The organism is Streptomyces drozdowiczii (assembly GCF_026167665.1).
GTDB classification, from domain to species: domain Bacteria; phylum Actinomycetota; class Actinomycetes; order Streptomycetales; family Streptomycetaceae; genus Streptomyces; species Streptomyces drozdowiczii_A.
The window spans coordinates 3,488,938-3,515,235 of the sequence record NZ_CP098740.1 but is presented as its reverse complement, the minus strand read 5'-3'; the positions used below and the strand labels follow the sequence as shown (position 1 = coordinate 3,515,235).

At 69.0% G+C, this 26,298-nt stretch carries 23 protein-coding genes; 10 read left to right on the top strand and 13 right to left on the bottom strand.

The genetic code is table 11. The annotated features are described in order from the left end of the window. Nucleotides 1–309: 309 nt before the first annotated feature. From NEH16_RS15930 to dnaA, 5 genes are all read right to left on the bottom strand, one after another. On the bottom strand, nucleotides 310–873 hold the full coding sequence (locus tag NEH16_RS15930; RefSeq protein WP_073966644.1) for a DUF721 domain-containing protein: 564 nt from the start codon (nucleotides 871–873) through the stop codon (nucleotides 310–312). Next, entirely contained in the window at nucleotides 870–2,000 is a 1,131-nt protein-coding gene (recF, locus tag NEH16_RS15925; protein WP_265543092.1) for a DNA replication/repair protein RecF, read from the bottom strand. Before recF ends, NEH16_RS15930 begins: the two co-directional genes overlap by 4 nt. Before the next feature lie 84 nt (nucleotides 2,001–2,084). Further along, nucleotides 2,085–2,963: a phosphogluconate dehydrogenase (NAD(+)-dependent, decarboxylating) gene (gene gnd / locus NEH16_RS15920; protein WP_073966646.1), complete on the bottom strand. Its 879-nt coding sequence runs from the start codon at nucleotides 2,961–2,963 to the stop codon at nucleotides 2,085–2,087. Nucleotides 2,964–3,091: 128 nt separating this feature from the next. After that, nucleotides 3,092–4,222, bottom strand: a complete 1,131-nt coding sequence (gene dnaN, locus NEH16_RS15915; protein ID WP_073966647.1) for a DNA polymerase III subunit beta — start codon at nucleotides 4,220–4,222, stop codon at nucleotides 3,092–3,094. A gap of 952 nt (nucleotides 4,223–5,174) precedes the next feature. Next, nucleotides 5,175–6,977: a chromosomal replication initiator protein DnaA gene (gene dnaA, locus NEH16_RS15910; RefSeq protein ID WP_265543089.1), complete on the bottom strand. Its 1,803-nt coding sequence runs from the start codon at nucleotides 6,975–6,977 to the stop codon at nucleotides 5,175–5,177. A gap of 382 nt (nucleotides 6,978–7,359) precedes the next feature. Between dnaA and rpmH the strand changes: the two genes are divergently transcribed. The 9 genes from rpmH (at nucleotide 7,360) to NEH16_RS15865 (ending at nucleotide 14,008) form a co-directional block, all read left to right on the top strand. Then, nucleotides 7,360–7,497: a 50S ribosomal protein L34 gene (rpmH, locus tag NEH16_RS15905; RefSeq protein WP_006348049.1), complete on the top strand. Its 138-nt coding sequence runs from the start codon at nucleotides 7,360–7,362 to the stop codon at nucleotides 7,495–7,497. Between the two features lie 21 nt (nucleotides 7,498–7,518). After that, nucleotides 7,519–7,890: a ribonuclease P protein component gene (gene rnpA / locus NEH16_RS15900; RefSeq protein WP_073966650.1), complete on the top strand. Its 372-nt coding sequence runs from the start codon at nucleotides 7,519–7,521 to the stop codon at nucleotides 7,888–7,890. Further along, a complete protein-coding gene (gene yidD, locus NEH16_RS15895; protein ID WP_073966651.1) occupies nucleotides 7,887–8,246 on the top strand; it encodes a membrane protein insertion efficiency factor YidD in 360 nt (119 codons plus the stop codon). Before rnpA ends, yidD begins: the two co-directional genes overlap by 4 nt. A 3-nt stretch (nucleotides 8,247–8,249) precedes the next feature. After that, the gene (yidC, locus tag NEH16_RS15890) at nucleotides 8,250–9,512 is read left to right on the top strand and encodes a membrane protein insertase YidC (protein WP_073966652.1); all 1,263 of its coding nucleotides are present in this window, start codon (nucleotides 8,250–8,252) and stop codon (nucleotides 9,510–9,512) included. 14 nt (nucleotides 9,513–9,526) lie between these two features. Next, entirely contained in the window at nucleotides 9,527–10,036 is a 510-nt protein-coding gene (locus NEH16_RS15885; RefSeq protein WP_073966653.1) for a protein jag, read from the top strand. Between the two features lie 108 nt (nucleotides 10,037–10,144). Next, nucleotides 10,145–10,861, top strand: coding sequence for a 16S rRNA (guanine(527)-N(7))-methyltransferase RsmG (rsmG, locus tag NEH16_RS15880; protein WP_073966654.1), 717 nt, complete (start codon nucleotides 10,145–10,147; stop codon nucleotides 10,859–10,861). 208 nt (nucleotides 10,862–11,069) lie between these two features. Further along, complete coding sequence (locus NEH16_RS15875) at nucleotides 11,070–12,146, top strand: ParA family protein (RefSeq protein ID WP_073966854.1); 1,077 nt, start codon at nucleotides 11,070–11,072, stop codon at nucleotides 12,144–12,146. Then, entirely contained in the window at nucleotides 12,143–13,228 is a 1,086-nt protein-coding gene (locus NEH16_RS15870; protein WP_265543077.1) for a ParB/RepB/Spo0J family partition protein, read from the top strand. Before NEH16_RS15875 ends, NEH16_RS15870 begins: the two co-directional genes overlap by 4 nt. Before the next feature lie 162 nt (nucleotides 13,229–13,390). Further along, complete coding sequence (locus NEH16_RS15865) at nucleotides 13,391–14,008, top strand: GNAT family N-acetyltransferase (RefSeq protein WP_073966656.1); 618 nt, start codon at nucleotides 13,391–13,393, stop codon at nucleotides 14,006–14,008. A gap of 88 nt (nucleotides 14,009–14,096) precedes the next feature. Here the strand turns inward: NEH16_RS15865 and trxA are convergent, their stop codons facing one another. From trxA to NEH16_RS15830, 7 genes are all read right to left on the bottom strand, one after another. Continuing rightward, a complete protein-coding gene (gene trxA, locus NEH16_RS15860; RefSeq protein ID WP_073966657.1) occupies nucleotides 14,097–14,435 on the bottom strand; it encodes a thioredoxin in 339 nt (112 codons plus the stop codon). Nucleotides 14,436–14,485: 50 nt separating this feature from the next. Beyond that, nucleotides 14,486–15,451: a thioredoxin-disulfide reductase gene (gene trxB / locus NEH16_RS15855; protein WP_073966658.1), complete on the bottom strand. Its 966-nt coding sequence runs from the start codon at nucleotides 15,449–15,451 to the stop codon at nucleotides 14,486–14,488. A gap of 133 nt (nucleotides 15,452–15,584) precedes the next feature. Then, nucleotides 15,585–16,568 (bottom strand): anti-sigma factor family protein, encoded by a 984-nt coding sequence (locus tag NEH16_RS15850; RefSeq protein WP_265543074.1) that lies wholly within the window; start codon nucleotides 16,566–16,568, stop codon nucleotides 15,585–15,587. Continuing rightward, nucleotides 16,565–17,302: an RNA polymerase sigma factor SigM gene (gene sigM, locus NEH16_RS15845; protein WP_265543073.1), complete on the bottom strand. Its 738-nt coding sequence runs from the start codon at nucleotides 17,300–17,302 to the stop codon at nucleotides 16,565–16,567. The genes NEH16_RS15850 and sigM overlap by 4 nt, the downstream gene beginning before the upstream one ends. A gap of 318 nt (nucleotides 17,303–17,620) precedes the next feature. Next, nucleotides 17,621–19,321: a protein kinase family protein gene (locus NEH16_RS15840; protein WP_265543071.1), complete on the bottom strand. Its 1,701-nt coding sequence runs from the start codon at nucleotides 19,319–19,321 to the stop codon at nucleotides 17,621–17,623. 133 nt (nucleotides 19,322–19,454) lie between these two features. Continuing rightward, nucleotides 19,455–21,608 (bottom strand): murein biosynthesis integral membrane protein MurJ, encoded by a 2,154-nt coding sequence (gene murJ, locus NEH16_RS15835; RefSeq protein ID WP_265543069.1) that lies wholly within the window; start codon nucleotides 21,606–21,608, stop codon nucleotides 19,455–19,457. A gap of 49 nt (nucleotides 21,609–21,657) precedes the next feature. Beyond that, nucleotides 21,658–23,955: a DUF6049 family protein gene (locus NEH16_RS15830; protein ID WP_265543067.1), complete on the bottom strand. Its 2,298-nt coding sequence runs from the start codon at nucleotides 23,953–23,955 to the stop codon at nucleotides 21,658–21,660. A 181-nt stretch (nucleotides 23,956–24,136) separates the two neighbouring features. Here NEH16_RS15830 and NEH16_RS15825 point away from each other — a divergent pair, with 181 nt between their 5' ends. Beyond that, on the top strand, nucleotides 24,137–25,579 hold the full coding sequence (locus tag NEH16_RS15825) for a CCA tRNA nucleotidyltransferase (protein ID WP_265543065.1): 1,443 nt from the start codon (nucleotides 24,137–24,139) through the stop codon (nucleotides 25,577–25,579). 124 nt (nucleotides 25,580–25,703) lie between these two features. Here NEH16_RS15825 and NEH16_RS15820 read toward each other — a convergent pair whose 3' ends face one another. Next, nucleotides 25,704–26,273 carry an LppU/SCO3897 family protein gene (locus NEH16_RS15820; RefSeq protein ID WP_265543063.1) on the bottom strand — a complete coding sequence of 190 codons (570 nt, stop codon included), beginning with the start codon at nucleotides 26,271–26,273 and terminating at the stop codon, nucleotides 25,704–25,706. Nucleotides 26,274–26,298: the final 25 nt, after the last annotated feature.

Below are 26,298 nucleotides of genomic sequence, written 5' to 3'. Positions count from 1 at the left end.
TATCGACGAATCCCGCCAGACGCGGGATTGTTCATCAGTCTACCGGTAGCGCCGACCCGAATGGGGGTTTGCGGGCACCTGAGTACGCATGTGCCGCCCTGAATGAGCGGCTGACGACTCCCCATATCCGGGACGGGGCCTCAAGGGGCTCACGCAGGCGTTGAGCGCTTCGGCCTGTCAGCCTCCCGCTACGGTGAGGGACGCCCGCTCACCACGATCCGGTTTCAGGTGCCACGTAATCGGGTCCCCGGGCGGCCGGGACGCGGCGCGGGACCGGCCGCGGGTACGAAAAGCCCAGGTCGCGGCGGGTCAGCCGTAGGTGTCGCCGGGGCCCGTGCTCCCCGGGGCGCGCAGCGGGCCGAACCGGTGCTGTGGACCGCCGGGACCCAGCACCTTGATCATCCGCACCGTGCCGTTGCCCAGGTCCGCGTTGAGCCGGGCCACCAGTTGGGGAGCCAGCAGCCGCAGCTGTGTCGCCCAGGCCGTCGAATCGCACTGCACCGTCAGCACCCGCTGGTCCGGTTCCTCGTCGTACCGCACGGGCACGCAGTGCAGGGCGAGGTCGTCACCGACGATCTGCGGCCAGCGGCCCATCACCCCGCCCACCGCCGCCGGGGTCTCCCAACCGCGCTCGGTGATCAGCCGGTTGATCGCGGCGCCCAGCGGCAGCGGATCGCGGCCGTCCCGCCGCGCCCCGGAGCGCAGCCCGCCGCCGCGCCTGGCCTGCTTCTTCTGCTGCGCCGCCTCACCGCGCGCCCGCGCCTGCTCCTTCGCCGCGCGCAGGGCGACCCGGGCCAGGTCCACACCGGACGGCTCCGCCGGCTTCGCCCGGTCCTCGCCGCCCGGGGCCTTCCCCTCGCCGTCGCCGCTCACACCCGCTCCACCTCGCCGGCGGACACCGCGTACCGCGTCCCCGCGAGCGCCCCCGGCACGTCGTCGTCCACCGCCGCGGTCACCAGCACCTGCTCGGCCGACGCCACCAGCTCGGCCAGCCGCTCCCTGCGGCGGGCGTCCAGCTCGGCGAACACGTCGTCCAGCACCAGGACCGGTTCGTTGCCCTCGCCGCGCAGCAGCTCGTACGAGGCGAGGCGCAGCGCCAGCGCGTAGGACCAGGACTCCCCGTGGCTCGCGTATCCCTTGGCGGGCATTCCGCGCAGGCCGAGCACCAGGTCGTCGCGGTGCGGCCCGACCAGCGTGACCCCGCGCTCGATCTCCTGCTTGCGGACGCCGGCCAGGGCCTCGATGAGCTGCCCGTACAGCTCCTCGCGCGTGCGCTCGGGACCGGTCTCGTCGCCGACGGAGCTGCGGTAGTCGAGGGCCACCGGGCCGCCGCCGGGCGCCACGTCCCCGTACGCCTTGTCGGCCAGCGGCTGGAGCGTGGCGATCAGGTCCAGGCGCTGCGCCAGCAACTCCGCGCCCACCCCGGCCAGATGCTGGTCCCACACGTCGAGCGTCGACAGGTCCAGGGAGCGACCGCCGTGCCTGCGGGCCATGGCGGCGGACTTCAGCAGCGTGTTCCGCTGCTTGAGCACGCGCTCGTAGTCGGAGCGCACCCCGGCCATCCGCGGCGACCGCGCGGTGACCAGCTCGTCCAGGAACCGCCGGCGCTCGCCGGGGTCGCCCTTGACCAGGGCCAGATCCTCCGGCGCGAACAGCACCGTCCGTACGATGCCGAGCACGTCACGGGGTCTGACCTGGGACGATCTATTGATCCGGGCACGGTTCGCCTTGCCCGGGTTGAGTTCGAGCTCGACCAGCTGTGAGCGTTCGCCCTGGGTGACGGCCGCCCTGATCACCGCACGCTCAGCACCCATGCGGACGAGCGGGGCGTCGGAGGAGACGCGGTGGCTGCCGAGCGTGGCGAGATAGCCGACGGCCTCCACCAGATTCGTCTTGCCCTGGCCGTTGGCCCCCACGAACACGGTGACGCCCGGGTCGAGGGACACCTCGGCCCGGGCGTACGAGCGGAAGTCGGCCAGCGACAGATGCGTGACGTGCATGGTGTGCGCCGACCTTCCCGGCTTCCTGCTCCGTGCTCCACCGGGTGGGAGCGGGCTGGGCCCCTCCCACCCGGCGTCGCGGGGTTACTTCTTGTTCTCGACCGCGTGGCCGCCGAACTGGTTGCGCAGCGCGGCGATCATCTTCATCTGCGGGGAGTCGTCCTGGCGCGAGGCGAAGCGCGCGAAGAGCGACGCCGTGATCGCGGGCAGCGGCACCGCGTTGTCGATCGCGGCCTCGACCGTCCAGCGGCCCTCGCCCGAGTCGGCCGCGTAGCCGCGGAGCTTGTCGAGGTGCTCGTCGTCGTCCAGGGCGTTGACCGCCAGGTCGAGCAGCCAGGAACGGATGACCGTGCCCTGCTGCCAGGAGCGGAAGACCTCGCGCACGTCGGTGACGGAGTCGACCTTCTCCAGGAGCTCCCAGCCCTCGGCGTACGCCTGCATCATGGCGTACTCGATGCCGTTGTGGACCATCTTGGCGAAGTGGCCGGCGCCGACCTTGCCCGCGTGGACCGCGCCGAAGTCGCCCTCGGGCTTCAAGGCGTCGAAGATCGGCTGGACCTTCGCCACGTCCTCGGCGTCGCCGCCGTACATGAGCGCGTAGCCGTTCTCCAGGCCCCAGACGCCGCCGGAGACGCCGCAGTCCACGAAGCCGATGCCCTTGGCGCGCAGCTCCTCCGCGTGCTTCTCGTCGTCGGTCCAGCGGCTGTTGCCGCCGTCCACGACGACGTCGCCGGGCGAGAGCAGCTCGGCCAGCTCATCCACGGTGGACTGGGTCGCGGCTCCGGCCGGGACCATCACCCACACGACCCGGGGGCCCTTGAGGCTGCCCACAAGCTCTTCCAGGCTGTGGACATCGGCGAGATCCGCGTTGCGGTCGTACCCGATGACGGTGTGGCCTGCGCGGCGGATGCGCTCGCGCATGTTGCCGCCCATCTTGCCGAGGCCGACGAGACCGAGCTCCATCAGAGATTCCTTAGCGTTGTGCCGATTCGTACCCGCATCCGAGCCTACGCCCGGAAGGGGACAGGACGCCGGGCGTGCTCGGCGCTGAACACGCCCGCCGGGCCCCGCCGGGGCGGGGCCGGGGGAGGTCAGCCGGAGAGGCGGACCGGCATGATCAGGTACTTGTACGCGTCGTCCGCCTCGGCGTCCACGGCCGGGCGGCCGCTGAGCAGCGCCGGCTTCGTGGAGGTCGTGAACGAGAGCTGGGCGACCGGGGAGTCGATGGCGCTGAGGCCGTCGAGCAGGAAGGTCGGGTTGAAGGCGATCGAGATGTCGTCGCCCTCCAGCACGGCGTCGACCCTTTCCACAGCCTGTGCGTCGTCGCTGGAGCCGGCCTCCAGGATCAGGACGCCCTGCTCGAAGGTCAGCCGGACCGGGGTGTTGCGTTCGGCCACCAGGGCGACGCGCTTGACGGCCTCGACGAACGGGGCGGTCTCGATCACCGCGACCGAGTTGAACTCGGTGGGGAAGAGCGTCCGGTACTTCGGCAGGTCGCCTTCGAGCAGTCGGGTGGTCGTACGCCGTCCGGCGCCCTCGAACCCGATGAGTCCTTCGCCCGCGCCGGAGCCGGACAGCGCCAGGGTGACCGTGTCACCGCTGGTGAGGGCCTTGGCGGTGTCGAGCAGCGTCTTGGCGGGCACCAGGGCGACCGCGGAGGCCTCCGGGTCCTCCGGCTTCCACAGGAACTCGCGGACCGCGAAGCGGTAGCGGTCGGTGGAGGCGAGGGTGACGGTGTCGCCCTCGATCTCGATGCGGACGCCGGTCAGGACGGGCAGCGTGTCGTCGCGGCCGGCGGCGATGGCGACCTGGGCGGCGGCGGAGGCGAAGACCTCACCGGGCACGGTGCCGGTCGCGGTCGGCATCTGCGGGAGCGCCGGGTACTCCTCCACAGGAAGGGTGTGGAGTGTGAATCGCGAGGAGCCGCAGGAGACGGTCGCCCGTACACCGTCTGTGGAAATCTCCACCGGCCGGTTGGGCAGGGCGCGGCAGATGTCGGCGAGCAGCCGGCCGGATACGAGGACGGTGCCGTCCTCCTCGACCTCGGCCTCCACCGAGACCCGTGCCGAGACCTCGTAGTCGAAGCTGGAGAAGCTGAGCGCTCCGTCCTCGGCCTTCAGCAGAAGGCCCGCGAGAACGGGCGCCGGCGGACGGGCCGGGAGGCTGCGGGCCACCCAGGCCACCGCCTCCGCGAGTACATCGCGCTCCACCCGGATCTTCACCGGAACCGCCTCCTGCTGTTTTCGCCCTGTCGGCCTTCGTCGTCGTCGGCCTTCGTCGTCTGGTCGGGTCGCTCCGCCGATGACAGGGGGAGGACGCCGGGGACCAGTCTGACGCACCGCACCGACACTCGTTGCTGCTCGGGGTCAAATCGCGGCGAGCGGCCCGGAGCGCTCCGAGGGCGAGTTGTGCACAGGGCCCACTTCGAAACGGATTCCGGGCTAACTATGGGTGGTGGTAGTAGTAGGCCCTGTGGAAACCGTGGATAACCCCGTTTTCGCAGCTCAGAGCCTGTTTTTTATCCACCGACCCTGTGGGTGGAACCGGTGGACAACCCGGGCTTTCTGTGGACACCCGGAAGTTGTGCACAACCCGTACACAGGGGAGGGCAGTTTCTCCCCAGGTCTGTCCCCAGCTTTACCCCCGTTCCCCACAGGCCAACCCCGCCTCTTGGTGTGACGCCTTTCACTCGGGCCGGTGACGGGGCCTGTCGTGTTGCCGAACAGTGGACAGCGGTGTGGAGAAGCGGCCTCCTGCTGGGGAAAACGGCTCCGGACCTGTGGGCAGCCGGTGGACAACCTTGCGCACAGCCTGTGGACGAAGATCTTGTCCACAGGCTGTGGATCATCGTTGACCACAAATCCCCAACCCGCTGAGCTGGCCCGATGTCCTCCCGAGGGTTCTGCCTGTGGATGCAGTATGGACAACTTTTGGATCCCCAGGCTGTGGAGGGAAAAAAGTGCCCGGATCTGTGGAGAACACCCGTGACCTCGCGATTAATCGAACAGGCCGGGGGCTCCGGGAGCGGACCCGGCGGACGGCCGGCAGGCATCCGGAGCCGCGCGAAGGGGGTTGCGAGCCGCTTTTCGGGGAAGACGGAAGGGCGCTGTGCGGACTCCTGACGAGTCCGCACAGCGCCCTCCGGGTACGTGCGGGGATCGGCGCGGGGCGCCGTCAGCCGTTCTTGATGCGGTTGGTCAGCTCGGTGACCTGGTTGTAGATGGAGCGCCGCTCCGCCATCAGCGCCCGGATCTTGCGGTCCGCGTGCATCACCGTCGTATGGTCCCGGCCGCCGAACTGCGCGCCGATCTTCGGCAGCGAGAGATCGGTCAGCTCACGGCACAGGTACATGGCGATCTGCCGGGCCGTCACCAGCACCCGGCTGCGGGACGATCCGCAGAGGTCTTCCACCGTCAGGCCGAAGTAGTCCGCGGTCGCCGCCATGATGGCGGACGCCGTGATCTCGGGCGCCGTGTCCTCGCCGCCCGGGATCAGGTCCTTCAGCACGATCTCCGTGAGCCCCAGGTCCACGGGCTGCCGGTTGAGGCTCGCGAAGGCCGTCACCCGGATGAGCGCGCCCTCCAGCTCACGGATGTTGCGCGAGATGCGGGAGGCGATGAACTCCAGCACCTCCGGCGGGGCGTTGAGCTGCTCCTGCACCGCCTTCTTGCGCAGGATCGCGATCCGGGTCTCCAGCTCGGGAGGCTGTACGTCGGTGGTCAGTCCCCACTCGAAACGATTCCGCAACCGGTCCTCGAGAGTGACCAGTTGCTTGGGCGGCCGGTCGGAGGACAGCACGATCTGCTTGTTGGCGTTGTGGAGCGTATTGAAGGTGTGGAAGAACTCCTCCTGCGTCGACTCCTTGCTCGCCAGGAACTGGATGTCGTCCACGAGCAGGATGTCGACATCGCGGTACCGCTTGCGGAAGGTGTCGCCCTTGCCGTCGCGGATCGAGTTGATGAACTCGTTGGTGAACTCCTCGGAGCTCACGTACCGCACTCGGGTGCCCGGGTAGAGGCTTCGCGCGTAGTGCCCGATGGCGTGCAGCAGATGGGTCTTCCCGAGTCCCGACTCCCCGTAGACGAACAGCGGGTTGTACGCCTTCGCGGGCGCCTCGGCCACCGCCACGGCCGCGGCGTGCGCGAAGCGGTTCGAGGCCCCGATGACGAAGGTGTCGAAGAGGTACTTCGGGTTCAGCCGGGCGTGCGGCTCGCCGGGGCCGGGGGCCGGTGCGGGCTGTGCGCCCATCGGGCCCGGGACTCCCCCGGGCCGACCGGTGCCGGCGCCGGGGCGGTGCTGCGGCTCCGGGAGCTCGGGACGCTCGGAGCGGGGGCGCTCGGTGTGCTGGGGTTCGTACCCCTGGCGCTCGGGCGGCTGCTGTCGGTAGTCGTGCTGCGGGGAGCGGCCGCCGTACGGCTCGCGCCACTGGTCGGGCGCCGGCTCGCGGTCCTGGAATCCGCCGAGCCGGGGCTGCTGCCAGGACAGGTCCTCCTGGGTGCGCGGCCAGGCGCCGGGCTCCGGGCGCTGCTGCTGGTAGTCCGGGTAGGCGGGCCGCGCGGTGGGCATGCCGTCGTCCGCGGGCCGGCTCCCGTAGCCGTCGTACGCGTCGCCGTGCCGGCCCTCGTCGTGCTGCGGGCCCTGGTAGCGGTGGGGCGGCTGGGGGGACTGGTGCATCGGGGGCGCCGGCGGGCCCGACGGCTCGCCCGCGGAGTCGTCGACCGTGATCGCGATCCGGATGGGGCGCCCGCACTCGCGGCTCAGCGTCTCGCTGATGAGGGGGGCGAGCCGGCCTTCGAGGACCCGCTTGCCCCACTCATTGGGGACGGCGAGGAGCGCGGTGTCGGCGACCAGGGCGAGCGGCTGGCACCGCTCGATCCACTGCTTGTCCTTCGGCTCGATGCCCTGCTGCCCCTCCCCGAGGAGCTGCTCCAGCACTCGCGGCCACACTGCGGCAAGATCGGCAGGTACGTCAGCCACAGGGCACGCTCTCTCGCTGGTCCCACGAATGTGTGGTTCTCGGGACGGTATGGGTCGGGGTGGGTGAGGACCGGCAGGCGGGAAGAAAAAGAACCGGAGTTCAGCCACGGTAGTCAGCCCGACCCGCGACGTTCAAGTCGTTGTCCACAGCCTGTGCACAATGGGGGGTCCGACAGGGTCGGTTTGACCGGATGGCGTAGCCGCGCGTACCGTGACCAGGTCGAGTTGTCGATGGCTGCTGCCGCCTGCCTCCGATGGGCAAAGATCACGATCTGTGATTGTGAATGCGGTGCACTAGGGCGTTTACGCGAGTCTCTCGTGGGCGCACGGTGACAGCCAGGCGATGTCCCGCCAACACACGAGTCATTTCTGGAGCCCCCGAGTGAGCAAGCGCACCTTCCAGCCGAACAACCGTCGTCGCGCGAAGACCCACGGCTTCCGGCTGCGTATGCGCACCCGTGCCGGCCGCGCGATTCTCGCGTCCCGCCGTAGCAAGGGTCGCGCCAGCCTGTCCGCCTGATCGCGTACAGGTCGTCATGACGTGCTGCCTTCCGAGAATCGGCTGAGGCGGCGCGAGGACTTCGCGACCGCGGTACGACGAGGACGCCGGGCCGGTCGTCCGCTCCTCGTCGTCCATCTACGAAGCGGTGCAACCGACCCGCACGTGCCAGGGGAGAACGTTCCCCCGCCGCGTGCGGGTTTCGTTGTCAGCAAAGCCGTGGGTGGTGCGGTCGTCCGCACAGCGGTGAAGCGCAGGCTTCGCCACCTGGTCCGAGAACGGCTCGCCCTGCTTCCCCCCGGTAGCCTGGTTGTCGTACGAGCGTTGCCCGGAGCGGGCGACGCCGGCCATGAACAGCTGGCCCGAGACCTGGACGCCGCCTTGCAGCGGCTGCTGGGAGGGGGCGCGCGATGAAGTACCCGCTGCTGGCTCTCATCAAGCTGTACCAGTGGACGATCAGCCCACTTCTCGGGCCTGTCTGCCGTTACTACCCGTCGTGTTCCCACTATGGATATACGGCGATCGACCGGCACGGAGCGATCAAGGGAACGGCGCTGACGGCCTGGCGCATCCTGCGATGCAATCCGTGGTCACCCGGCGGCGTGGACTACGTACCACCACGCAAACGTCCGCGTTGGCACGAACTGCTGCGCAGCGCCATACGCGGCAGCAAGGGCGGGGACTCCGCCGCTGACGTGCCTCCCGGGGGTTCGGCCACCGAGCCTCCGAGTTCGGCCGCAGAGACTTCGCCCAATGCTCAAGGAGCCTGATTAGTGGACACGATTGCCAGTCTGTTCAGCTTCATCACCTGGCCCGTCTCCTGGGTCATCGTCCAGTTCCACAAGTTGTACGGGGCGATCTTCGGCCCTGACACGGGATGGGCCTGGGGTCTGTCCATCGTGTCCCTCGTGGTGCTCATCCGCATCTGCCTGATCCCGCTGTTCGTCAAGCAGATCAAGTCGACGCGGAACATGCAGCTGCTCCAGCCGAAGATGAAGGCGATCCAGGAGCGCTACAAGAGCGACAAGCAGCGTCAGTCCGAAGAGATGATGAAGCTGTACAAGGAGACGGGTACCAACCCGCTCTCCTCGTGCCTGCCGATCATCGCCCAGTCGCCGTTCTTCTTCGCGCTGTACCACGTACTCTCCGCGATCGCGTCGAACAAGAAGATCGGCGTCATCGACCAGTCGCTGCTGGACAGCGCCCGTCAGGCCCACATCTTCGGTGCCCCGCTGGCCGCCAAGTTCATGGACAGCGCGGAGAAGGTCGATGCCCTCGGCGCTTCGCTGACCGACGTCCGGGTCGTCACCGCGGTCATGATCGTCATGATGTCCGCCTCGCAGTTCTTCACGCAGCGCCAGCTGATGACGAAGAACGTCGACCTGACGGTCAAGACGCCGTACATGCAGCAGCAGAAGATGCTGATGTACATCTTCCCGCTGATCTTCGCGGTCATGGGCATCAACTTCCCCGTCGGTGTCCTCGTCTACTGGCTCACCACGAACGTCTGGACCATGGGTCAGCAGATGTACGTGATCAACCAGAACCCGACGCCGGGCAGCAAGGCCCAGGAGCAGTACCTCGGACGCGTGCTGAAGAGCGTCACCGCGCACGGCGAGGTCCGTGGCCGGACCCGTCGCAACACCGTCAAGCGGATCGTGGCCAAGGGCCCGGACCGCAACGACATCGAGCGGAAGTTCGTCGTCGGACTGGCCAAGCTGGGGCTCGCTCCCCAGGAGGACGGCACGGTGGTCAAGAGCGACACCGCCGTCGCCGAGGCCGAGGGCGGGGCCCCGCAGCGCCGCCAGCAGCCCAAGCGGCAGACGAAGGCACAGCGCCAGACCGGTGCGGCCCACCAGGGCGGAGCCAAGGACGACGACTCCGGCGAGTCGGCGTCCAAGCCCTCCCTGAAGAAGAGCACCGCGCAGGACGACAAGTCGAAGCCGGCGGGCAAGGCCGCGTCCGGCTCCTCACGCCAAGCCAAGTCCGGACAGCGCAAGGGCCCGCAGCGGCCCAAGCACCCGTCCAAGAAGTAAGAAGGAGTCCATCCGTGACGGAAGGCACCACCTCCACGGCCGTTGAGGGCAGCGACACCCTGACCCGCCTCGAGCAGGAAGGGGAGATCGCAGCGGACTACCTCGAGGGTCTGCTCGACATCGCCGATCTCGACGGCGACATCGACATGGACGTCGAGGCGGACCGGGCCGCGGTCTCGATCATCAGCGACTCCGCGCGTGAGCTGCAGAAGCTCGTGGGGCGCGACGGCGAGGTCCTGGAGGCGCTCCAGGAGCTGACGCGGCTCGCCGTGCACCGGGAGACCGGTGACCGCAGCCGTCTGATGCTGGACATCGCCGGATTCCGGGCCAAGAAGCGCACGGAACTCGCTGAGCTGGGTGCCAAGGCGGCGGACGAGGTCAAGAGCACCGGTGAGCCGGTGAAGCTGGACCCGATGACGCCGTTCGAGCGCAAGGTCGTGCATGACGCGGTCGCCGCGGCGGGCCTGCGCAGCGAATCGGAGGGCGAGGAGCCGCAGCGCTTCGTCGTCGTCCTGCCGGCCTGACCGGCTCCTTACCTGTCGGCCCCGTCTGTTCGCAGACGGGGCCGATCTTTGTCAGCCTGATAGACAGCCACCCATGGTGCGTAGTGCGGTATGGAAGGACGGTCCCCCGTGACGGAGGAAGTAGCGCTTCCCCAGGCGCCCGACGAGGCCCGGGAAGTGTTCGGTGAGTGCTTTCCCGAGGCTGTCCGGTACGCGGAACTGCTGGCGGACGCGGGGGTCACACGCGGACTGATCGGGCCGCGCGAGGTTCCGCGTCTGTGGGAGCGGCACCTGTTGAACTGCGCGGTGCTCTCCGAGGTCGTTCCCGAGGGGGTCACGGTCTGCGACGTGGGGTCGGGGGCCGGACTGCCGGGCATCCCCCTGGCGCTGGTGCGCCCGGACCTGAAGATCACCCTCCTGGAACCGCTGCTGCGTCGGACGAACTTCCTCCAGGAGGTCGTGGAGCTGCTGGGGCTCGACCATGTGACGGTTGTCCGCGGCCGGGCCGAGGAGGTCCTCGGCTCCCTGCAGCCCGTGCATGTGGTGACCGCCCGGGCGGTGGCCCCGCTGGACCGGCTGGCCGGCTGGGGTGTGCCCTTGCTGCGTCCGTACGGCGAGATGCTGGCGCTCAAGGGCGACACCGCCGAGGAAGAGATCAACGGTGCCCGGGCCGCGCTCAGCAAGCTGGGTGTGGTGGACACCGAGGTGCTGCATGTCGGCGAGGGCGTGGTCGACCCGACGTCCACCGTGGTCCGCGTGGTGGTCGGCGAGAGCCCGGGCGGTGTGAGGTTCGCCGCAAAGCGAGCCAAGGCGGCGCGGACCAGCCGGACGCGTCGTCGCCGCTGAGCCCTGCGCGGAGTGTCGTGTCTCCGTAGCTACGCTGCGAAGGCATCGTGTTTCACGTGAAACGTCGTTCTCTGCTGCATGGAATCATCGGCCGCGGTCATGAGGCGGCCGCCCTCCCCATCGCAGGCCCGTTAGGGCTACGGAGTTGTCCACAGAAGTGGTTTCATCCACAGAAGAGCGGGCCTCGCTGGTTCACGACCCCGAAACCATGACAGGCTCTGCTCATTGCGAGCCTGAAGTCGAGGAGAGTGAATCCTTGCGGTCCGACGCCAACATCGCGGGGCCGATGACCGATCCGGTCCCCGGCCCCCGAACCGAGTCGGTGGGGAACGGTGTTTCACGTGAAACACCGCCGCCGATGGACGACACACCCATCGGTCGAGCGGCCCAGCTGGCGGTGGAGGCCCTCGGCCGAGCCGGCGAGGGGCTGCCACGGCCCGAGCAGACCCGCGTCATGGTCGTGGCCAACCAGAAGGGCGGGGTGGGTAAGACCACCTCGACGGTCAACCTCGCCGCGTCGCTGGCACTGCACGGGGCACGGGTCCTGGTCGTGGACCTCGACCCGCAGGGCAACGCCTCGACGGCTCTGGGCATCGATCACCACGCCGAAGTTCCCTCGATCTATGACGTCCTGGTGGAGAGCAGGCCGCTCTCCGACGTGGTTCAGCCCGTCCCGGACGTCGAAGGTCTCTTCTGCGCCCCGGCCACCATCGATCTCGCCGGTGCGGAGATCGAGCTGGTGTCGCTGGTGGCGCGGGAGAGTCGACTCCAGCGCGCCATCCAGGCGTATGAGCAGCCGTTGGATTACATCCTGATCGACTGCCCGCCCTCACTGGGCCTGCTGACGGTCAACGCACTGGTGGCCGGTGCGGAGGTGCTGATCCCCATTCAGTGCGAGTACTACGCGCTGGAGGGTCTGGGGCAGCTCCTGCGGAACGTCGAGCTGGTGCGGGGCCACCTGAACCCCGATCTTCATGTCTCGACCATCCTGCTCACCATGTACGACGGCCGGACCCGGCTGGCGTCCCAGGTGGCGGAGGAGGTTCGCAGCCACTTCGGCAAGGAGGTGCTGAGGACCAGCATCCCCCGGTCGGTCCGCATCTCCGAGGCACCGAGTTACGGGCAGACCGTGCTCACGTACGACCCCGGGTCCAGTGGGTCGCTGTCCTACCTCGAAGCAGCTCGCGAGATCGCGCTGCGAGGGGTTGGGGTGCACTACGAGGGACAGCACGCCCACACGGGCGGTTCGATCAGTCAGCAGAGCAATTCGGAGGGGATCCAGTGAGTGAGCGTCGTCGAGGGTTGGGGCGAGGGCTCGGTGCCCTGATCCCAGCCGCTCCGCAGGAGAAGCAGCTGTCGTCCGCCGGTTCCGGGGCTTCCTCGCCCGTTCTGACCACCGAGCGGGGTGTGGCGGCCGCCAAGGTGGCCACGCTCGGGGCCAACCCCGTCGTGCCGGAGCCGAGCTCGCCGGTCTCGGGGGCCGAGCCGACGCTCACGGGCGATGTGGCCGGCGCCTACTTCGCCGAGGTGCCGCTCGACTCCATCACGCCGAACCCGCGTCAGCCGCGTGAGGTCTTTGACGAGGACGCGCTGGCGGAGCTGGTCACCTCCATCAAGGAGGTCGGTCTTCTCCAGCCGGTCGTGGTGCGCAAGCTCGGGACCGACCGGTTCGAACTCATCATGGGCGAGCGGCGTTGGAGGGCCTGCCGTGAGGCGGGCCTGGAGCGCATCCCGGCCATTGTCCGGGCCACGGACGACGAGAAGCTTCTCCTGGACGCGCTCCTGGAGAACCTGCACCGGGCTCAGCTGAACCCGCTGGAGGAGGCGGCCGCCTACGACCAGCTGCTCAAGGACTTCAAGTGCACGCATGACCAGCTGGCGGACCGGATCGGCCGTTCCCGGCCGCAGGTGTCCAACACCCTGCGTCTGCTGAGGCTGTCCCCTCCGGTGCAGCGCAGGGTCGCCGCCGGGGTGCTTTCGGCGGGCCACGCGCGCGCACTGCTGTCGGTGGACGACTCCGAGGAGCAGGACAAGCTGGCCCATCGCATCGTGGCCGAAGGGCTCTCGGTGCGTGCGGTCGAGGAGATCGTTACGCTGATGGGCTCCCGCTCCACGGGCGCCAAGAAGGCCAGGGGCCCCCGGGCCGGGGCGCGGCTTTCCCCGGCGCTCTCCGATCTGGCGACGCGGCTCTCCGATCGGTTCGAGACGAGGGTGAAGGTCGACCTCGGGCAGAAGAAGGGCAAGATCGTCGTCGAGTTCGCCTCGATGGAGGACCTGGACCGCATCCTGGGCAGTCTCGCCCCGGGCGAGGGCCGGGTGCTGGACCGCGCTGCCTCCGAGGAGTCGGCCGAGGACGACGAGAGCTGACACGCGCCGAACGACGCGAGGGTGGGCTGCTTCCGGTTACGGAATACAGCCCGCCCTTTGCTCTGTCACGGTGTCGGCTTGATCCGGCGGTGGTTACGATGCGTTCTGGCAGGGCATTTCCGTCCATGACGCAGTGGGCGAGAGAAGTGAGGAACAGCCTTCATGGGGCGTCGGCTCGTACCGCTCACGCTGGACAACCTTTCCGACCTTCCCCGGCGCTGCCGCTCCTGTGTCTTCTGGGAGCTCGACCCGGTCAGCGGAGAGGCCGCCGTCAAGAGCGGGACATCCGACCGGGAGAAGGAGGCGTGGATCTCCGGAGTCCTTCTGGAGTGGGGCTCCTGCGGGCGAGTGGTCTATGTCGATGACGTGCCGGCCGGCTTTGTGCTCTACGCACCCCCCGCATACGTTCCGCGCGCCACCGCCTTCCCGACGAGCCCCGTCTCCCCCGATGCCGTTCAGCTGATGACCGCGCTGATCATGCCGGGCTACCGAGGGCAGGGGTTGGGCCGGGTCATGGTGCAGACCGTTGCCAAGGACCTGATCCGCCGGGGCTTCAAGGCGATCGAAGCCTTCGGTGATGCCCGGTGGAAGGAGTCGGCCTGCGTGCTGCCCGCCGACCACCTTCTGGCGGTGGGGTTCAAGACGGTGCGCCCGCATCCGGTGCACCCCCGGCTGAGGCTGGAACTGCGTACGACGCTCTCCTGGAAGGAAGACGTCGAGTTGGCCCTGGACCGGCTTCTGGGAGCGGTACAGAAGGAGCCTGCGCTGCGGCCGTTGTGAGGCGCGCGCTCAATGGCGCATGCAAAACGGGCCCGTCCTGAGGAGGACGAGCCCGTTTCACGTGAAACAAGCGCAAGTAGCTTCTGCCCTACTGGGGCTTTTCAACGATGAAGCCCTCGAGGTCGCGGAGGATCGCGGCCTTCGGCTTGGCGCCGACGATGGTCTTGGCGACCTCGCCGCCCTGGTAGACGTTCAGCGTCGGGATGGACATGACGCCGTACTTGGCGGCGGTGGCCGGGTTCTCGTCGATGTTGAGCTTCACGATCTCGATCTCGTCGTGGTCGGCCGCAATGGCCTCCAGCGACGGGGCGATCTGGCGGCACGGGCCGCACCAGGCGGCCCAGAAGTCCACCAGCACGGGCTTGTCGCTCTTGAGGACGACCTCTTCGAAGGAGTCGTCGGTCACGTTCTTCAGGGCGCCGGCCACGGCGGCCTCCTAATTTCGCGGGGTGTGTGGGGATGTGAGTGAGGCGTGGGTCAGACGGCGGCTGCGGGGGCGGCCTTCTCGTCATCGGCGAGCGCGGCGAGGAAGCGCTCCGCGTCGAGAGCGGCGGAGCAACCGGTGCCGGCCGCGGTGATCGCCTGGCGGTAGGTGTGGTCGACAACGTCGCCGGCGCCGAAGACACCGGACAGGTTGGTGCGCGTCGAGGGCGCGGAGACCTTCAGGTAGCCCTCGTCGTCGAGGTCGAGCTGGCCCTTGAAGAGCTCGGTGCGCGGGTCATGGCCGACGGCGATGAACAGGCCGGTCACGGGCAGCTCGGAGGTCTCGCCGGTCTTGGTGTTGCGCAGGGTCACGCCCGAGAGCTTCTGCTCGCCGTTGACTCCGGCGACCTCGCTGTCCCAGGCGAACTTGATCTTCGGGTCCGCGAAGGCGCGGTCCTGCATGGTCTTGGAGGCGCGCAGGGTGTCGCGGCGGTGGATGATCGTGACCGACTTGGCGAAGCGCGAGAGGAAGGTGGCCTCCTCCATCGCGGTGTCGCCGCCGCCGACCACGGCGATGTCCTGGTCCTTGAAGAAGAAGCCGTCGCAGGTCGCGCACCAGGAGACGCCGCGTCCGGAGAGGGCGTCCTCGTTGGGGAGCCCGAGCTTGCGGTGCTGGGAGCCCGTGGTGACGATGACCGCCTTGGCGCGGTGGACAGTGCCTGCCGTGTCGGTGACGGTCTTGATGTCACCGGTGAGGTCGACGGAGACGACGTCGTCCGGGACCAGTTCGGCGCCGAAGCGCTCGGCCTGGGCGCGCATGTTGTCCATGAGCTCGGGGCCCATGATGCCGTCCTGGAAGCCCGGGAAGTTCTCCACGTCGGTGGTGTTCATGAGCGCGCCACCGGCGGTGACGGCTCCCTCGAAGACCAGCGGCTTCAGCGAGGCGCGCGCGGTGTAAAGGGCGGCTGTGTAGCCGGCCGGGCCGGAGCCGATGATGATCACATTACGCACGTCGCTCACGGGTTTCTTCCTCGTCTCTGCAGACTGCCTACTGTCCACGCCTACTGGGGCCGGTTCAACGACTCTCACCCCACCCAACGGATCCTACGGGGGATGCATTCCCGACGTGCCGGGGTGGCTTCAGGCCCGATTCTCAGGGGCGCGCGTAGACGTGTGTCAGCAGCAACTTCCCCTTGGCGGGAGGCTCGGCTCCTACGCAGGCCGCGTCGACGACATACGCCTGAACGCTGTCCGGGTCCGTGGGATGGGGCAGGACGACGAGGAACGCGTCGGTGCCCTCGTAGCTGCCCCTCTCGATGGCGAGGGCCGGGCTGTTCCGGCCGATGCCGGCTTCCACGCAAGCGGGGACGGTGACAGCGGGGGCCCGGAGGGGGGAGTCGGGGGACATGGAGTCCGAGGGGCTCGCTTGGAGCGAGGGCCGGGACTGGGGCGAGGACTGCGAGCCGATGGAGGGCGCCTCCCCCTCTTCCTTGGGAGCCTGCGAACTCTTTGTGCCGGCGCTCGGGCCCAGCAGCGTGTGTACCCGGTCCTTGAGGGTGGCTGCGGAGAACTCTTGCGAGCGGCTCTTCGGGGCTGTGGCCCCCGCGTCCTGGCTGACGCCGGCGGCGGAGGTGTCGCTTCGCTCCGCTCCCGGGATGTTCTGCAGCAGGAAGACGCTCATGCCGACCAGGGCAGCGGCTCCCAGTGCGGAGGCGAGCAGGGTGGTGCGGCGACGCCTCCGCCCGGGGTGTCGTCCCGGACCCGTGTTCGCCCGCGCGTATCCGGCCGGTCGGTCTGACGCATGCGACCGGGAGGGAGGGGTCCCTGCTATGTGCGCGGACTCTGTTTCACGTGAAACATCGGTTGCCGCATCCGGCTCCGCGCGATGAGCATGCGCCTCGGCGGCGAGAGCGGCATCGATGCGGTCGGCGATGTCTGCGGGCATGGGCTCGGGAGTCGGCAGGTTGCCGAGCAGCCCGCGGATCTCTTCCAAGGAAGCGAGGACATCGCTACAGGGCTCACAGGAGTCCATGTGACTGCGGATCTCGGCTGCTCGGGCTTCGGGAAGCAGATCCTCGGTGAGGTCGGAGATCTCCGAGACTTCCGGGTGCTGGGTCGTGCCGGGTGTTGACGTCATCGGTGTCCACCTCCGCCCTTCATCACAGTGGGGTCGCTCATGTCCGCGTCTCGTGGACCGGCTGCCGGTGGGACGGATGCCCTGGGCGTCCGGTTCCCTTCCGTGCCGGGCGCTTCGTCGGCGGGACCGCTGCTGCGGAGATGCCCCAGCAAGGGGGCGAGGCGGGCGCGGCCCCGTGCGCAGCGGCTCTTCACGGTGCCCACGGGCACATCGAGGATGCGAGCGGTCTCCGCCACCGGGTACCCCTGCATGTCCACGAGGACGAGCGCTGCGCGCTGCTCGGCGGGGAGGGTGGCCAGCGCCGCGAGGAGTTCCCGGTGGAGATCGTGGCGTTCTGCCGGGGCCTCTGCGGACTCATGCGGTTCCAGCAGTTGGTCGAGCCGTTCCGGGTCGTCGACGGGTGAGGTCTTCCGGGACGCGGCCTTGCGGACGCGGTCGAGGCAGGCGTTCACCGTGATGCGGTGCAGCCATGTGGTTACGGCGGACTGGCCCCGGAAGGTGTGGGCGGCGCGGAAGGCGGAGATCAGGGCGTCCTGTACGGCGTCGGCCGCTTCCTCCCGGTCGCCCAGGGTTCGCAGGGCCACGGCCCACAGTCGGTCGCGATGGCGTCGAGCCAGCTCGCCGAAAGCGTCGGGGTCGCCCTCCACATGCTGCGCGAGGAGGTCCGCGTCGCTCGGTGGATCGGCGGCATCGGCGCCGTAGCGCTCGCGGTCTCCCCCCTCAGCTGTCGCCATCCGTGCATTCAAACCGATCCACGCCGTGAAGTAAATGGTGAGGTCGGCTGGATTGTGTGAATGGTAAAAGGAGCGATTCGCTCGTACTTCGGGGGAAGGCGACCACCTATTCGATGAACCGGAAGGAACTCATTTCCCCCGGGTGCCCCGATGGCTTCTGAGCTGCGGTGCAGCGTCAGGGGGCCACATTTATGACTGCGCGAGCATTTCCTCTGGTTCGTGGCTCGGTACATATGCCTGCTGATCGACAAGTACCAGAAATGGGGCTGGGCGGGATCCTCGGATCCTGCCCAGCCCCATTTCTCGTGTTCGAAACTGTCAGCTGGTGACCTTGATGTCCGAGACCTTCCCCCGGAAGTTCCCCTCGCCACTGGGCGGGAGCTTGGTGAGCCAGACGAGCAGGTATCGGGCCTGCACAGGCTTGGAGGGCTTCAGCGATACCTGGGTTCCCGATCCCTGGGCGACCTTGTCGAAGCCGGTGGGACTGGTCGGCACCGTGGAGCCGTCGGCAGTCCGCAGCTCGACCGAGGTGGCGCCACCGAGGAAGGACACGTCCACCTTGCCGACGCGCTGTGTCTTGCCGAGGTCGAGGACGACGCCGACACCCTCCTTCAAATTGCCGAAGGCCGCCGACGCGTACCAGTCCGTGTACCAGTACGAACTCGGATCGTCGTCGTAGACGTTGCCTATGCTCTGCGGCTTCTCACTGCCGTCGGCGCTCAGGGGATCGTAGTCCTGGGCGGTGACGATCGGGACGGGCTTGCTCTTCTCGACCGGCGGGGCGTCGTTGTTCTCCGGATTGGACTGAGTGGTACCGGGGTCACCACCCGAGTTGTTGTCCCGGTCGATGAGCGTCTCGGCGAGCTGCCAGCTGCCCAGGCCCAGTGCGGCGATCAGCAGCGCGGACACTGCCCACTTCAGGGCCTTGCCGGTACGGCTCTGCAAGGGCGCGGGGGGCACCGGCACGACGGGCTGGGTGACGACGGGACCGGCCGCCGCCGGCCTTCCGTACGTGCCCTGCTGGTAGGTGGTCCGCTGGTACTCGGGCGGCGCGGTGAAGACGGGCTCGGGCGGGGGGATGCGGGGCATGGCCGCCACGGCCTTGGCGAGCTCGTCGGGGGTGGTGCACGGCTGCTCCTGGCGGGACGCCGTGGCACCGTCGTTGGCGAGAGCCCGCATGGCGATCTCGGAGAGGCCCCGGTGGACTCCGGCCCGCACCTGGTCGGGCGGGAGAAGCCCCATCCCCTTGGGCAGACCGGTAAGCCCGTAGGCATCGCTCTCGTACGGCCAGCGCTGGGTCAGCGCGGCGTACAGCAGGGCGCCGATGGCCTCCGTGTCGGCGCGCTGAGGGCCGTCGGCCGTGATGCCCCGCAGGGCGGCGTTCACCGCGAGGCCGCGGATGCGGTACTGGCCGGACGAGCTGCGCAGCACGGCCCCCGGCGTGAGCCTCAGGTGCGCCAGGCCCTCCCGGTGCGCGGCCGCCATGGCCTGGGAGACCTGGCTGACGAGCTGGTACGCGTCGTGGGCGTCCATCGGACCCGCGCTCAGCAGGGCCGTGAGCTCGGTGGCGTCGGGAAGCCATTCGTGGACGACGTAGACGAGCTCGTCCTCCTCGACGGCGTCGAGGACCTGCACGAAGCGCGGGTCGCCCAGCAGCGCGGAGGACCGGGCGGCGGCCAGAACCGAGCGCGCCCGCGGGTGGTCGGCCGGCAGGAGGTGGACCCCCACCGCGCGACGCAGCTTCTCGTCGACGGCACGCCAGCTGCTGAAACCGTCCAGACGGGTGACGCATTCCTCCAGCCGGTACCGGCCGGCCAGCTTGTGACCGCTGTGCAGATCCGGGGTGGCCGGGAAGGTCTTCGATGCGGTCTTCTCGTCGTTCTCCTCCTGGGAGCCCGTCTCCGCCGCGTCCTGCGCTTCTGCCGTACCGTCGGTCGTGGCCTCGTCCGCCTTGGCGGTCAGCGGCTTGTCCCCGCTGTTGTCGGCCACGTCGACGGCAGCCGTGCTACGTTCCGCCACCGTCGTTCCTGCCTCCCCATCCGTTGCGCGATGCCAGCCAGCTCTGCTCTGCACAGTCACGCCAATTGTGCCCACACTCCGGCGCTATGCACGACACGCGGAGACCGGCGATGGTTGTGCGGGCCGGCCGGCCTCAGCGGCCGAGCCGCCCCCTGACCATGCCGACCATGCCGTTGATCTCCTCGATCCGCATTCTCCTCGCCGCGACGAAGAACACTCCCAGGAGCAGGGCACCGCCGAAGACCAGGGCGACGAGCGAGCCGAAGGCGCCTTCCCCGAGCACTTGGAGAAGGCCGAAGCCCGCTGCTCCGCCGATGACGGTGGCGGGCAGTGCGGCGAGGCACAGCCTGGCGTACGTGCGGACCACGTGCGCGCCGTCCAGATCCCCGCCGAGTCGGTTGCGCAGTCGGCGCCAGGCGATCCCGACGCCGACGGCGTAGGCCAGGCCGTACGAGGCGGCCATGCCGACCACGGCCCACTGGGCGGGCAGCACGACGTAGCAGAGGGCGGAGGCCGCCGCGTTGACCAGGGCGACGATGACGGTGTTGTAGAAGGGCGTGCGGGTGTCCTCGTACGCGTAGAACCCGCGCAGCACCACGTACTGCACGGAGTAGGGGATCAGGCCTAGGCCGAAGGCCATCAGGATGAAGCCCATGGAGCGCGCGGCGTCGGGGCCGCTGGACGAGTAGAGCAGGGTGCACATCGGCACACCCAGGGCGAGGAACGCGAAGGCGACCGGGACGATGGCCACGGCGGAGTTCCGGAGCCCCTGCGAGATGTCGTCGCGGACGGCCCCCGGGTCGTTGTCGTGGGCGGCCCGGGAGATCCGCGGCAGCAGGGCTGCCATGACCGAGACGGTGATGATCGCCTGCGGCATGCCCCAGATCAGCTGGGCATTGGAGTAGGCGAGGAAACCCGCGCCGTTCTTCCCGGACGCCTTGCCGGCCGAGGTCGCGAGCTGGGTGACGACCAGCACACCGGCCTGGTTGGCGAAGACGAACAGCACCGTCCACTTCGCGAGCTTTATGGTCTTGCCCAGCCCGTGGCCCCTCCAGTCGAACCGCGGACGGAAGCGGAAGCCGGCCTCGCGCAGATACGGGATCATCGCCAGCGCCTGCACGACCAGACCGAGCAGGGTGCCGATGCCGAGGAGCCGCACGCCCTCCGGCGGGATCGTGTCCACGCCCATGTGGGACTCGTGGGACGTGCCGTAGACCCAGATGAACATCCCGAAGGTGAAGATCATGACGATGTTGTTCAGGACCGGGGTCCACATCATCGCGCCGAACTTTCCGCGGGCGTTGAGGATCTGCCCCATCACCACATGCACGCCCATGAAGAAGATGGTGGGCAGGCAGTAGCGGGCGAAGGTGACGGCGACGTTGTTGGCTGCCGGGTCGTCCGCGATCGTCGAGGACATCAGCCGGATCAGCCAGGGGGCCGCGAAGACCACCACGGCGACGATGAGGCCGAGGGCGACCATCACCAGAGTCAGGAGGCGGTTGGCGTATGCCTCGCCGCCGTCCTCGTCGTCCTTCATCGAGCGGACGAGCTGGGGGACGAAGACCGAGTTGAGGCCGCCGCCCACGGTGAGGATGTAGATCATCGTGGGCAGCGTGTAGGCGATGGTGAAGCTGTCGCCGAGCAGGGCCGCACCGAGTGCCGCGGTGATCACGAGGCTGCGGACGAAGCCGGTGAGGCGCGAGACGAGGGTGCCGGCCGCCATGACCGCGCTGGACTTCAGCAGGCTGGAGGCACGGCCGCCGGACTTGGCCGGCGCGGGAGCGGGCTCGGGCTGGGCCGGGGCCGGAGAGGCGCCCGGGTTCGCGGGACCCTCCTGGTCGCGGAAGAGGTGGGCGAAGGCGTCGGGCTCGTCGCGGTTCGCGGAAGCCTGGGTGACGAGGTCGTCCACGCCCACGAACTGGGTCGTCGCGGCGTTGTCGCCGTACGGGAGGTGGCGCGAGGGACCAGCGGGCTCGGGGGGCGGCGTCTGGGCCCAGATGCGGGGGTCGGGGGCGTACTGGGGCGACGGCGGCTGCTGATAGAGCGGCTGCGGCTGCTGGTAGGTGCCGGGAGGGGGCGGCGGATGCGCGGCGCGGTCGTACAGCGCCTCGTCCACCGGGTCCTGGGCGGAGAGGTCCTGCGCCCGGTACGGGTCGTAGTCGTACGCGGACTGCAGATACGGGTCCGGCGCCGGCTGCTGCTCGTCAGGGGGCACCGGAGGGCCGCCGGAGTACCCGGCCCCGCCCGTACCCTGACCGCGGTCACCGTCGTACGGCGCGTTCATCGAAACCCCACCTCATCGTCCCCGGCCGACCGGCCACGACAGACATCGCTCAACGGTCCACTTTCTCACCCGTGCCCGACGGCTCCGCGCTTTCGGGACCGGTGTCCGGCGTCGGGTCACTCGGCTGCTCGGGTTCACTGCCGTCGTCACCCGCCGCGCCGCCCGCATTGGCGCGCTTGCGATGTGCATACATCCTGATGCCGGCCAGCACCAGCAGCAGGAGCCCGCCGGCGATGACCAGCAGCACCGTCGGGGTGATCTCGGAGACCTTCACGGTGAAGGCCATCTCCTCGCCGTACGGAGTGCCGTCCTCCGTGTAGAGCTGCGCGGTCATCTGGACCTGGCCGTTGATGTTGGCCGCCGCGTCGAACTTCACGGACTGGCTGTGCCCGGCGCCGATCTGGATGGGCTGCTCCGCGATGCTGCCGCCGTCGTTCAGCTTGAGCCGGGTCGCGTTGTCCGACTTCAGCCGCAGCACCAGGTGGTCGACGTCCTGCAACAGCCTGTTCTGCACGGTCACGGGGATCGTGGCGCTCCGGCCGGACAGGGTGATGTCCGACTTCGGGACGAGCTGGACCTCGCCGACGAGCCCTTGCAGATAGGTGCGGACCGAGTCCCGATACTGCTGGGCCTTCAGCGGCTTTCCCCGCCATGAGGTCGACATGGAGCGGTTGACGGCGTTGCCGAAGGGGGTCACCACTCGCTCGGGATGGGTGAGGATGACCTGGAAATTGTTGAGCGAGGACTGGATGGACTTGATGTCCTGGAACGCCTGCGTGGGCAGCTCCTGGCGGCGCAGCTTCTTCGGGTACCGGGATGCCGGAGGCACCTGGGTGGTCGCCGCGGAGTCCGGCTTGGTCGCCGCCGCCTGAGCCAGCCCCTCGGACTTCGTCCAGCGGTCGTCGTCCAGTGCGTGGAGGGCGCGTGCCATCGACTGCGCCTGGGCGACCGTCGGGGTGCGCTGGGGTGCCACGACGACGGAACGGTCCTTGTCCGTGTCCTGCTCGGCGAGGCCGAGGGTGAGGGCGAGGAACTTCTGCACGGCGAGCGTGGAGCTCCCGGCGTTGCCCATGTCGCCCTGGAAGGCCGTGGAGAGCCTCGCGTCGGAGACGACCGCCGTGGTGCCGCCGCCGATCGGGCGGGCGGCAGAAGGCGTGTAGACCAGGTTTCCGGTCTCGTCGAGGCTGTCGCTGCGGGCGATGACGTGGTGGGCGCCGGCCGAGGTGGCGACGTCCACGATCGAGGGGTCCACCGCACCGTCGACCGGCCACGCGAAGTCGGTGGACGGCTTCAGGTGGAGGATCGTCTCCACCGTCATCCCGGCGACCTCACTGGCGGTCTGCAGGTGGCTGAGGGTGCCCGAGACGTTCTTGCCGCGGTGGGCGATCGAGGCCAGGTCGGGGTCGCCGAACGGCAGGGCCACGACCTTGCCCTCGGACACGGCCGCTTCCAGTGAGGTCAGCCACTTCTTGGCCACATCCTGGTTCGTACCGGCGACCGTGGTGTCGCCGGACTTGACCCGGTAGGGCTTGGTCATGGCGTCGACGCTGGCCAGGAGGTCCGGATCGATGACCCAGGTCACCGGCAGCCGGCTGCCCAGGGAGACCATCTGTTCGAGTCGGCCGCCCGGGGCGATCTCCGCCGCGAGGTCGTCATCGGCGAACACCGGGGTCTGCTGCTCGTCCGAGCCGGTCTCCGCAGTGAGGTGCGCGGATGCGATCAGCGGCCAGAGGTAGCTGATGCCGATCTTGGAGTCGCGGTCGCCGTCCTGCCAGGGCAGGAAGGTCCGCTTGATGCCGAGCACCTGGTCGTACACGGTGTGCGAGGTACGGCCCGACAGCGAGACGCCCAGCTGGTAGACCCCGTCGTCCCCGAGGTCCAGCTTGCTGACGGGTACGGACAGCGTGAAGTCCTGGCTGATTCCCGAGCGCAGCTTGTCGATCTCGACCGTGTACTTGCCCCCGATCGGATAGGGGTCGGTGCCGGGCAGGTATCCCGTGCGCCGAGCGGCCGTGTCGATGGCGGTCCTGCTGAAGAGGCGGGGGCCGACCCGCAGGTCTACCTGGGCGTCGGTGATCGTGTCCTTGCCCTTGTTGGTCAGCGTTCCGGAGATCCGCAGCGTGTCCCCCTTCTCCGGGGCGCTGGGGGTGATCTCGTCCAGGGACACCGACACCGTGCTGGAACCCGTGGGCGCCTTGGCCGGAGCGTCGGCCCGGGCCTGCGGGGCGGAGGCGCCTGCCAGCAGGGCGGCGACGAGCGGCGCCCCGGCGAGCACGGCGGCTGTGCGCCGCAGCCACCGGCGGGCAGGAGAGGGATTCATCCCCTGGATGTCTGCCGCCTCGGCCACGCGTACCCGTCCCTCGTCATCGTCAACTGCTGTCGATCGTCGTCCGCTGCTGCGTCCCCGCATGGTAACGAGGTGCGTCGGGGCTAAGTGCCGGGGAGTGTGCTGCATGATCGGGAGAGTCTCGCAGGGCCGGAGAAATGGGTGACGCCCGGACCGGTCCGTGCACGTACCCTTTTCTGTTGTGCCGAATGCCAACGAAGACAACCCCAGCGCCCTGACCCAGGTGCAGCACCGCGCAGTCAGCGAACTGCTGCGGGTCGCCCCGGTCGCCGACGATCTCGCCCGCCGATTCCAGGATGCCGGATTCAGTCTCGCACTGGTCGGCGGCTCGGTCCGTGACGCACTTCTCGGCAGGCTCGGGAACGACCTGGACTTCACGACCGACGCCCGCCCCGAGGACGTGCTGAAGATCGTCAGGCCGTGGGCCGACTCCGTGTGGGAGGTCGGGATCGCCTTCGGTACGGTGGGGGCGCAGAAGCACGGCTATCAGATCGAGGTCACGACGTACCGGTCGGAGGCGTACGACAGGACCTCGCGCAAGCCGGAGGTGTCCTACGGCGACTCCATCGAGGACGACCTCGTGCGGCGCGACTTCACGGTCAACGCCATGGCCGTCGCGTTGCCGGAGAAGGTCTTCATCGACCCTCACGACGGCCGGAAGGACCTGGCCGAGCGGGTCCTGCGTACGCCCGGGACTCCTGAGGCGTCGTTCTCCGACGACCCGCTGCGCATGCTGCGGGCGGCACGGTTCGCCGCGCAGCTCGACTTCGAGGTGGCACCCGAGGTCGTCAGCGCCATGACGGAGATGGCGGGCCGGATCGAGATCGTCTCGGCCGAGCGGGTGCGCGAGGAGCTGAACAAGCTCCTGCTCTCCGCGCATCCCCGGAAGGGCCTGTCCCTCCTCGTGGAGACCGGGCTGGCCGAGCAGGTCCTGCCCGAGTTGCCGGCGCTCCGGCTGGAGAGCGACGAACACCACCGGCACAAGGACGTCTACGAGCACTCTCTGACCGTCCTGGATCAGGCGATCGCCCTGGAGGAGGAGGGGCCGGACCTCGTTCTGCGTCTTGCCGCTCTGCTCCATGACATCGGCAAGCCGAGGACGCGGCGCTTCGAGAAGGACGGGCGGGTCTCCTTCCATCACCACGAGGTGGTGGGCGCCAAGATGACCAAGAAGCGCATGACGGCGCTCAAGTACTCCAACGAGATGGTCAAGGACGTCTCGAAGCTGGTGGAGCTGCATCTGCGCTTCCACGGCTACGGCGACGGCGAGTGGACCGACTCCGCCGTGCGCCGCTACGTACGGGATGCCGGCCCGCTCCTGGAACGGCTGCACAAGCTGACCCGGTCGGACTGCACCACGCGCAACAAGCGCAAGGCCGCGGCTCTCTCGCGTACTTACGACGGGCTTGAGGAGCGCATCGCCCAGCTGAAGAGCCAGGAGGAGCTGGACGCGATCCGGCCGGACCTGGACGGCAACGAGATCATGCAGATCCTGGGCGTGGGCCCGGGCCCGGTCATCGGCAAGGCGTACGCGTTCCTGCTGGAACTGCGCCTGGAGAACGGCCCGCTGGAGCATGACGCGGCGGTGGCGGAACTGAAGAAGTGGTGGGAGGCGCAGAGCTGACGCTCTCGCATCCGTTCAATGGGTCGGCGCTCATGTTTCACGTGAAACATGAGCGCCGACGCATACGCCGAGGGCGTTGTTTCACGTGAAACAACGCCCTCGATCGATCTGGGTGCTACGAGGTTCAGCCGACCGGCTTGAGCGGCGTCAGGCAGAGCACCACGCTGTTCCTGCTCTTACGGCGACCCGAGCTCTCGGTGTAGGCGGAGTACTTCTCCGGGTCGCAGAGGTCCGTGTCGGTGGTGTTGTCGTGCACCTCGGCGACCTTGTACTCGGCGGCGGACGAGCTGCAGTCGACGGAGTTCATGTCCGGGTCGTAGTTGGTGCCCTTGTTCTCGAAGCAGTCTCCGACCGCAGCGGCCTTGGCGTCGGACTCGAACATGTCGCCCAGCCCGAACTTCAGCCCGGCGAGCACGACGAGGCCCACGACGATGATGATGATGTTGCGGGTGGCGAGGAACGCCTTCTTGCCGCCCGAGGGCTGCGGAGGCCCCTGCGGAGGGGTGCCCCACCCCTGGGGCTGCTGCGGCTGCTGAGGAGCTCCCCAGCCCTGCGGCTGCTGCGGCTGCTGCGGGCCGCCCCACCCCTGCTGGGGCTGTTGCGGCGGGTAGCCGTATCCGCCCTGCTGCGGCGGGTAGGGCTGGGCCGGCTGCTGACCGTAGGGACCGCTGCCCTGCTGCGGCGGGTAAGTCATCTGATTGCCCCCGTGATTCGTGCGT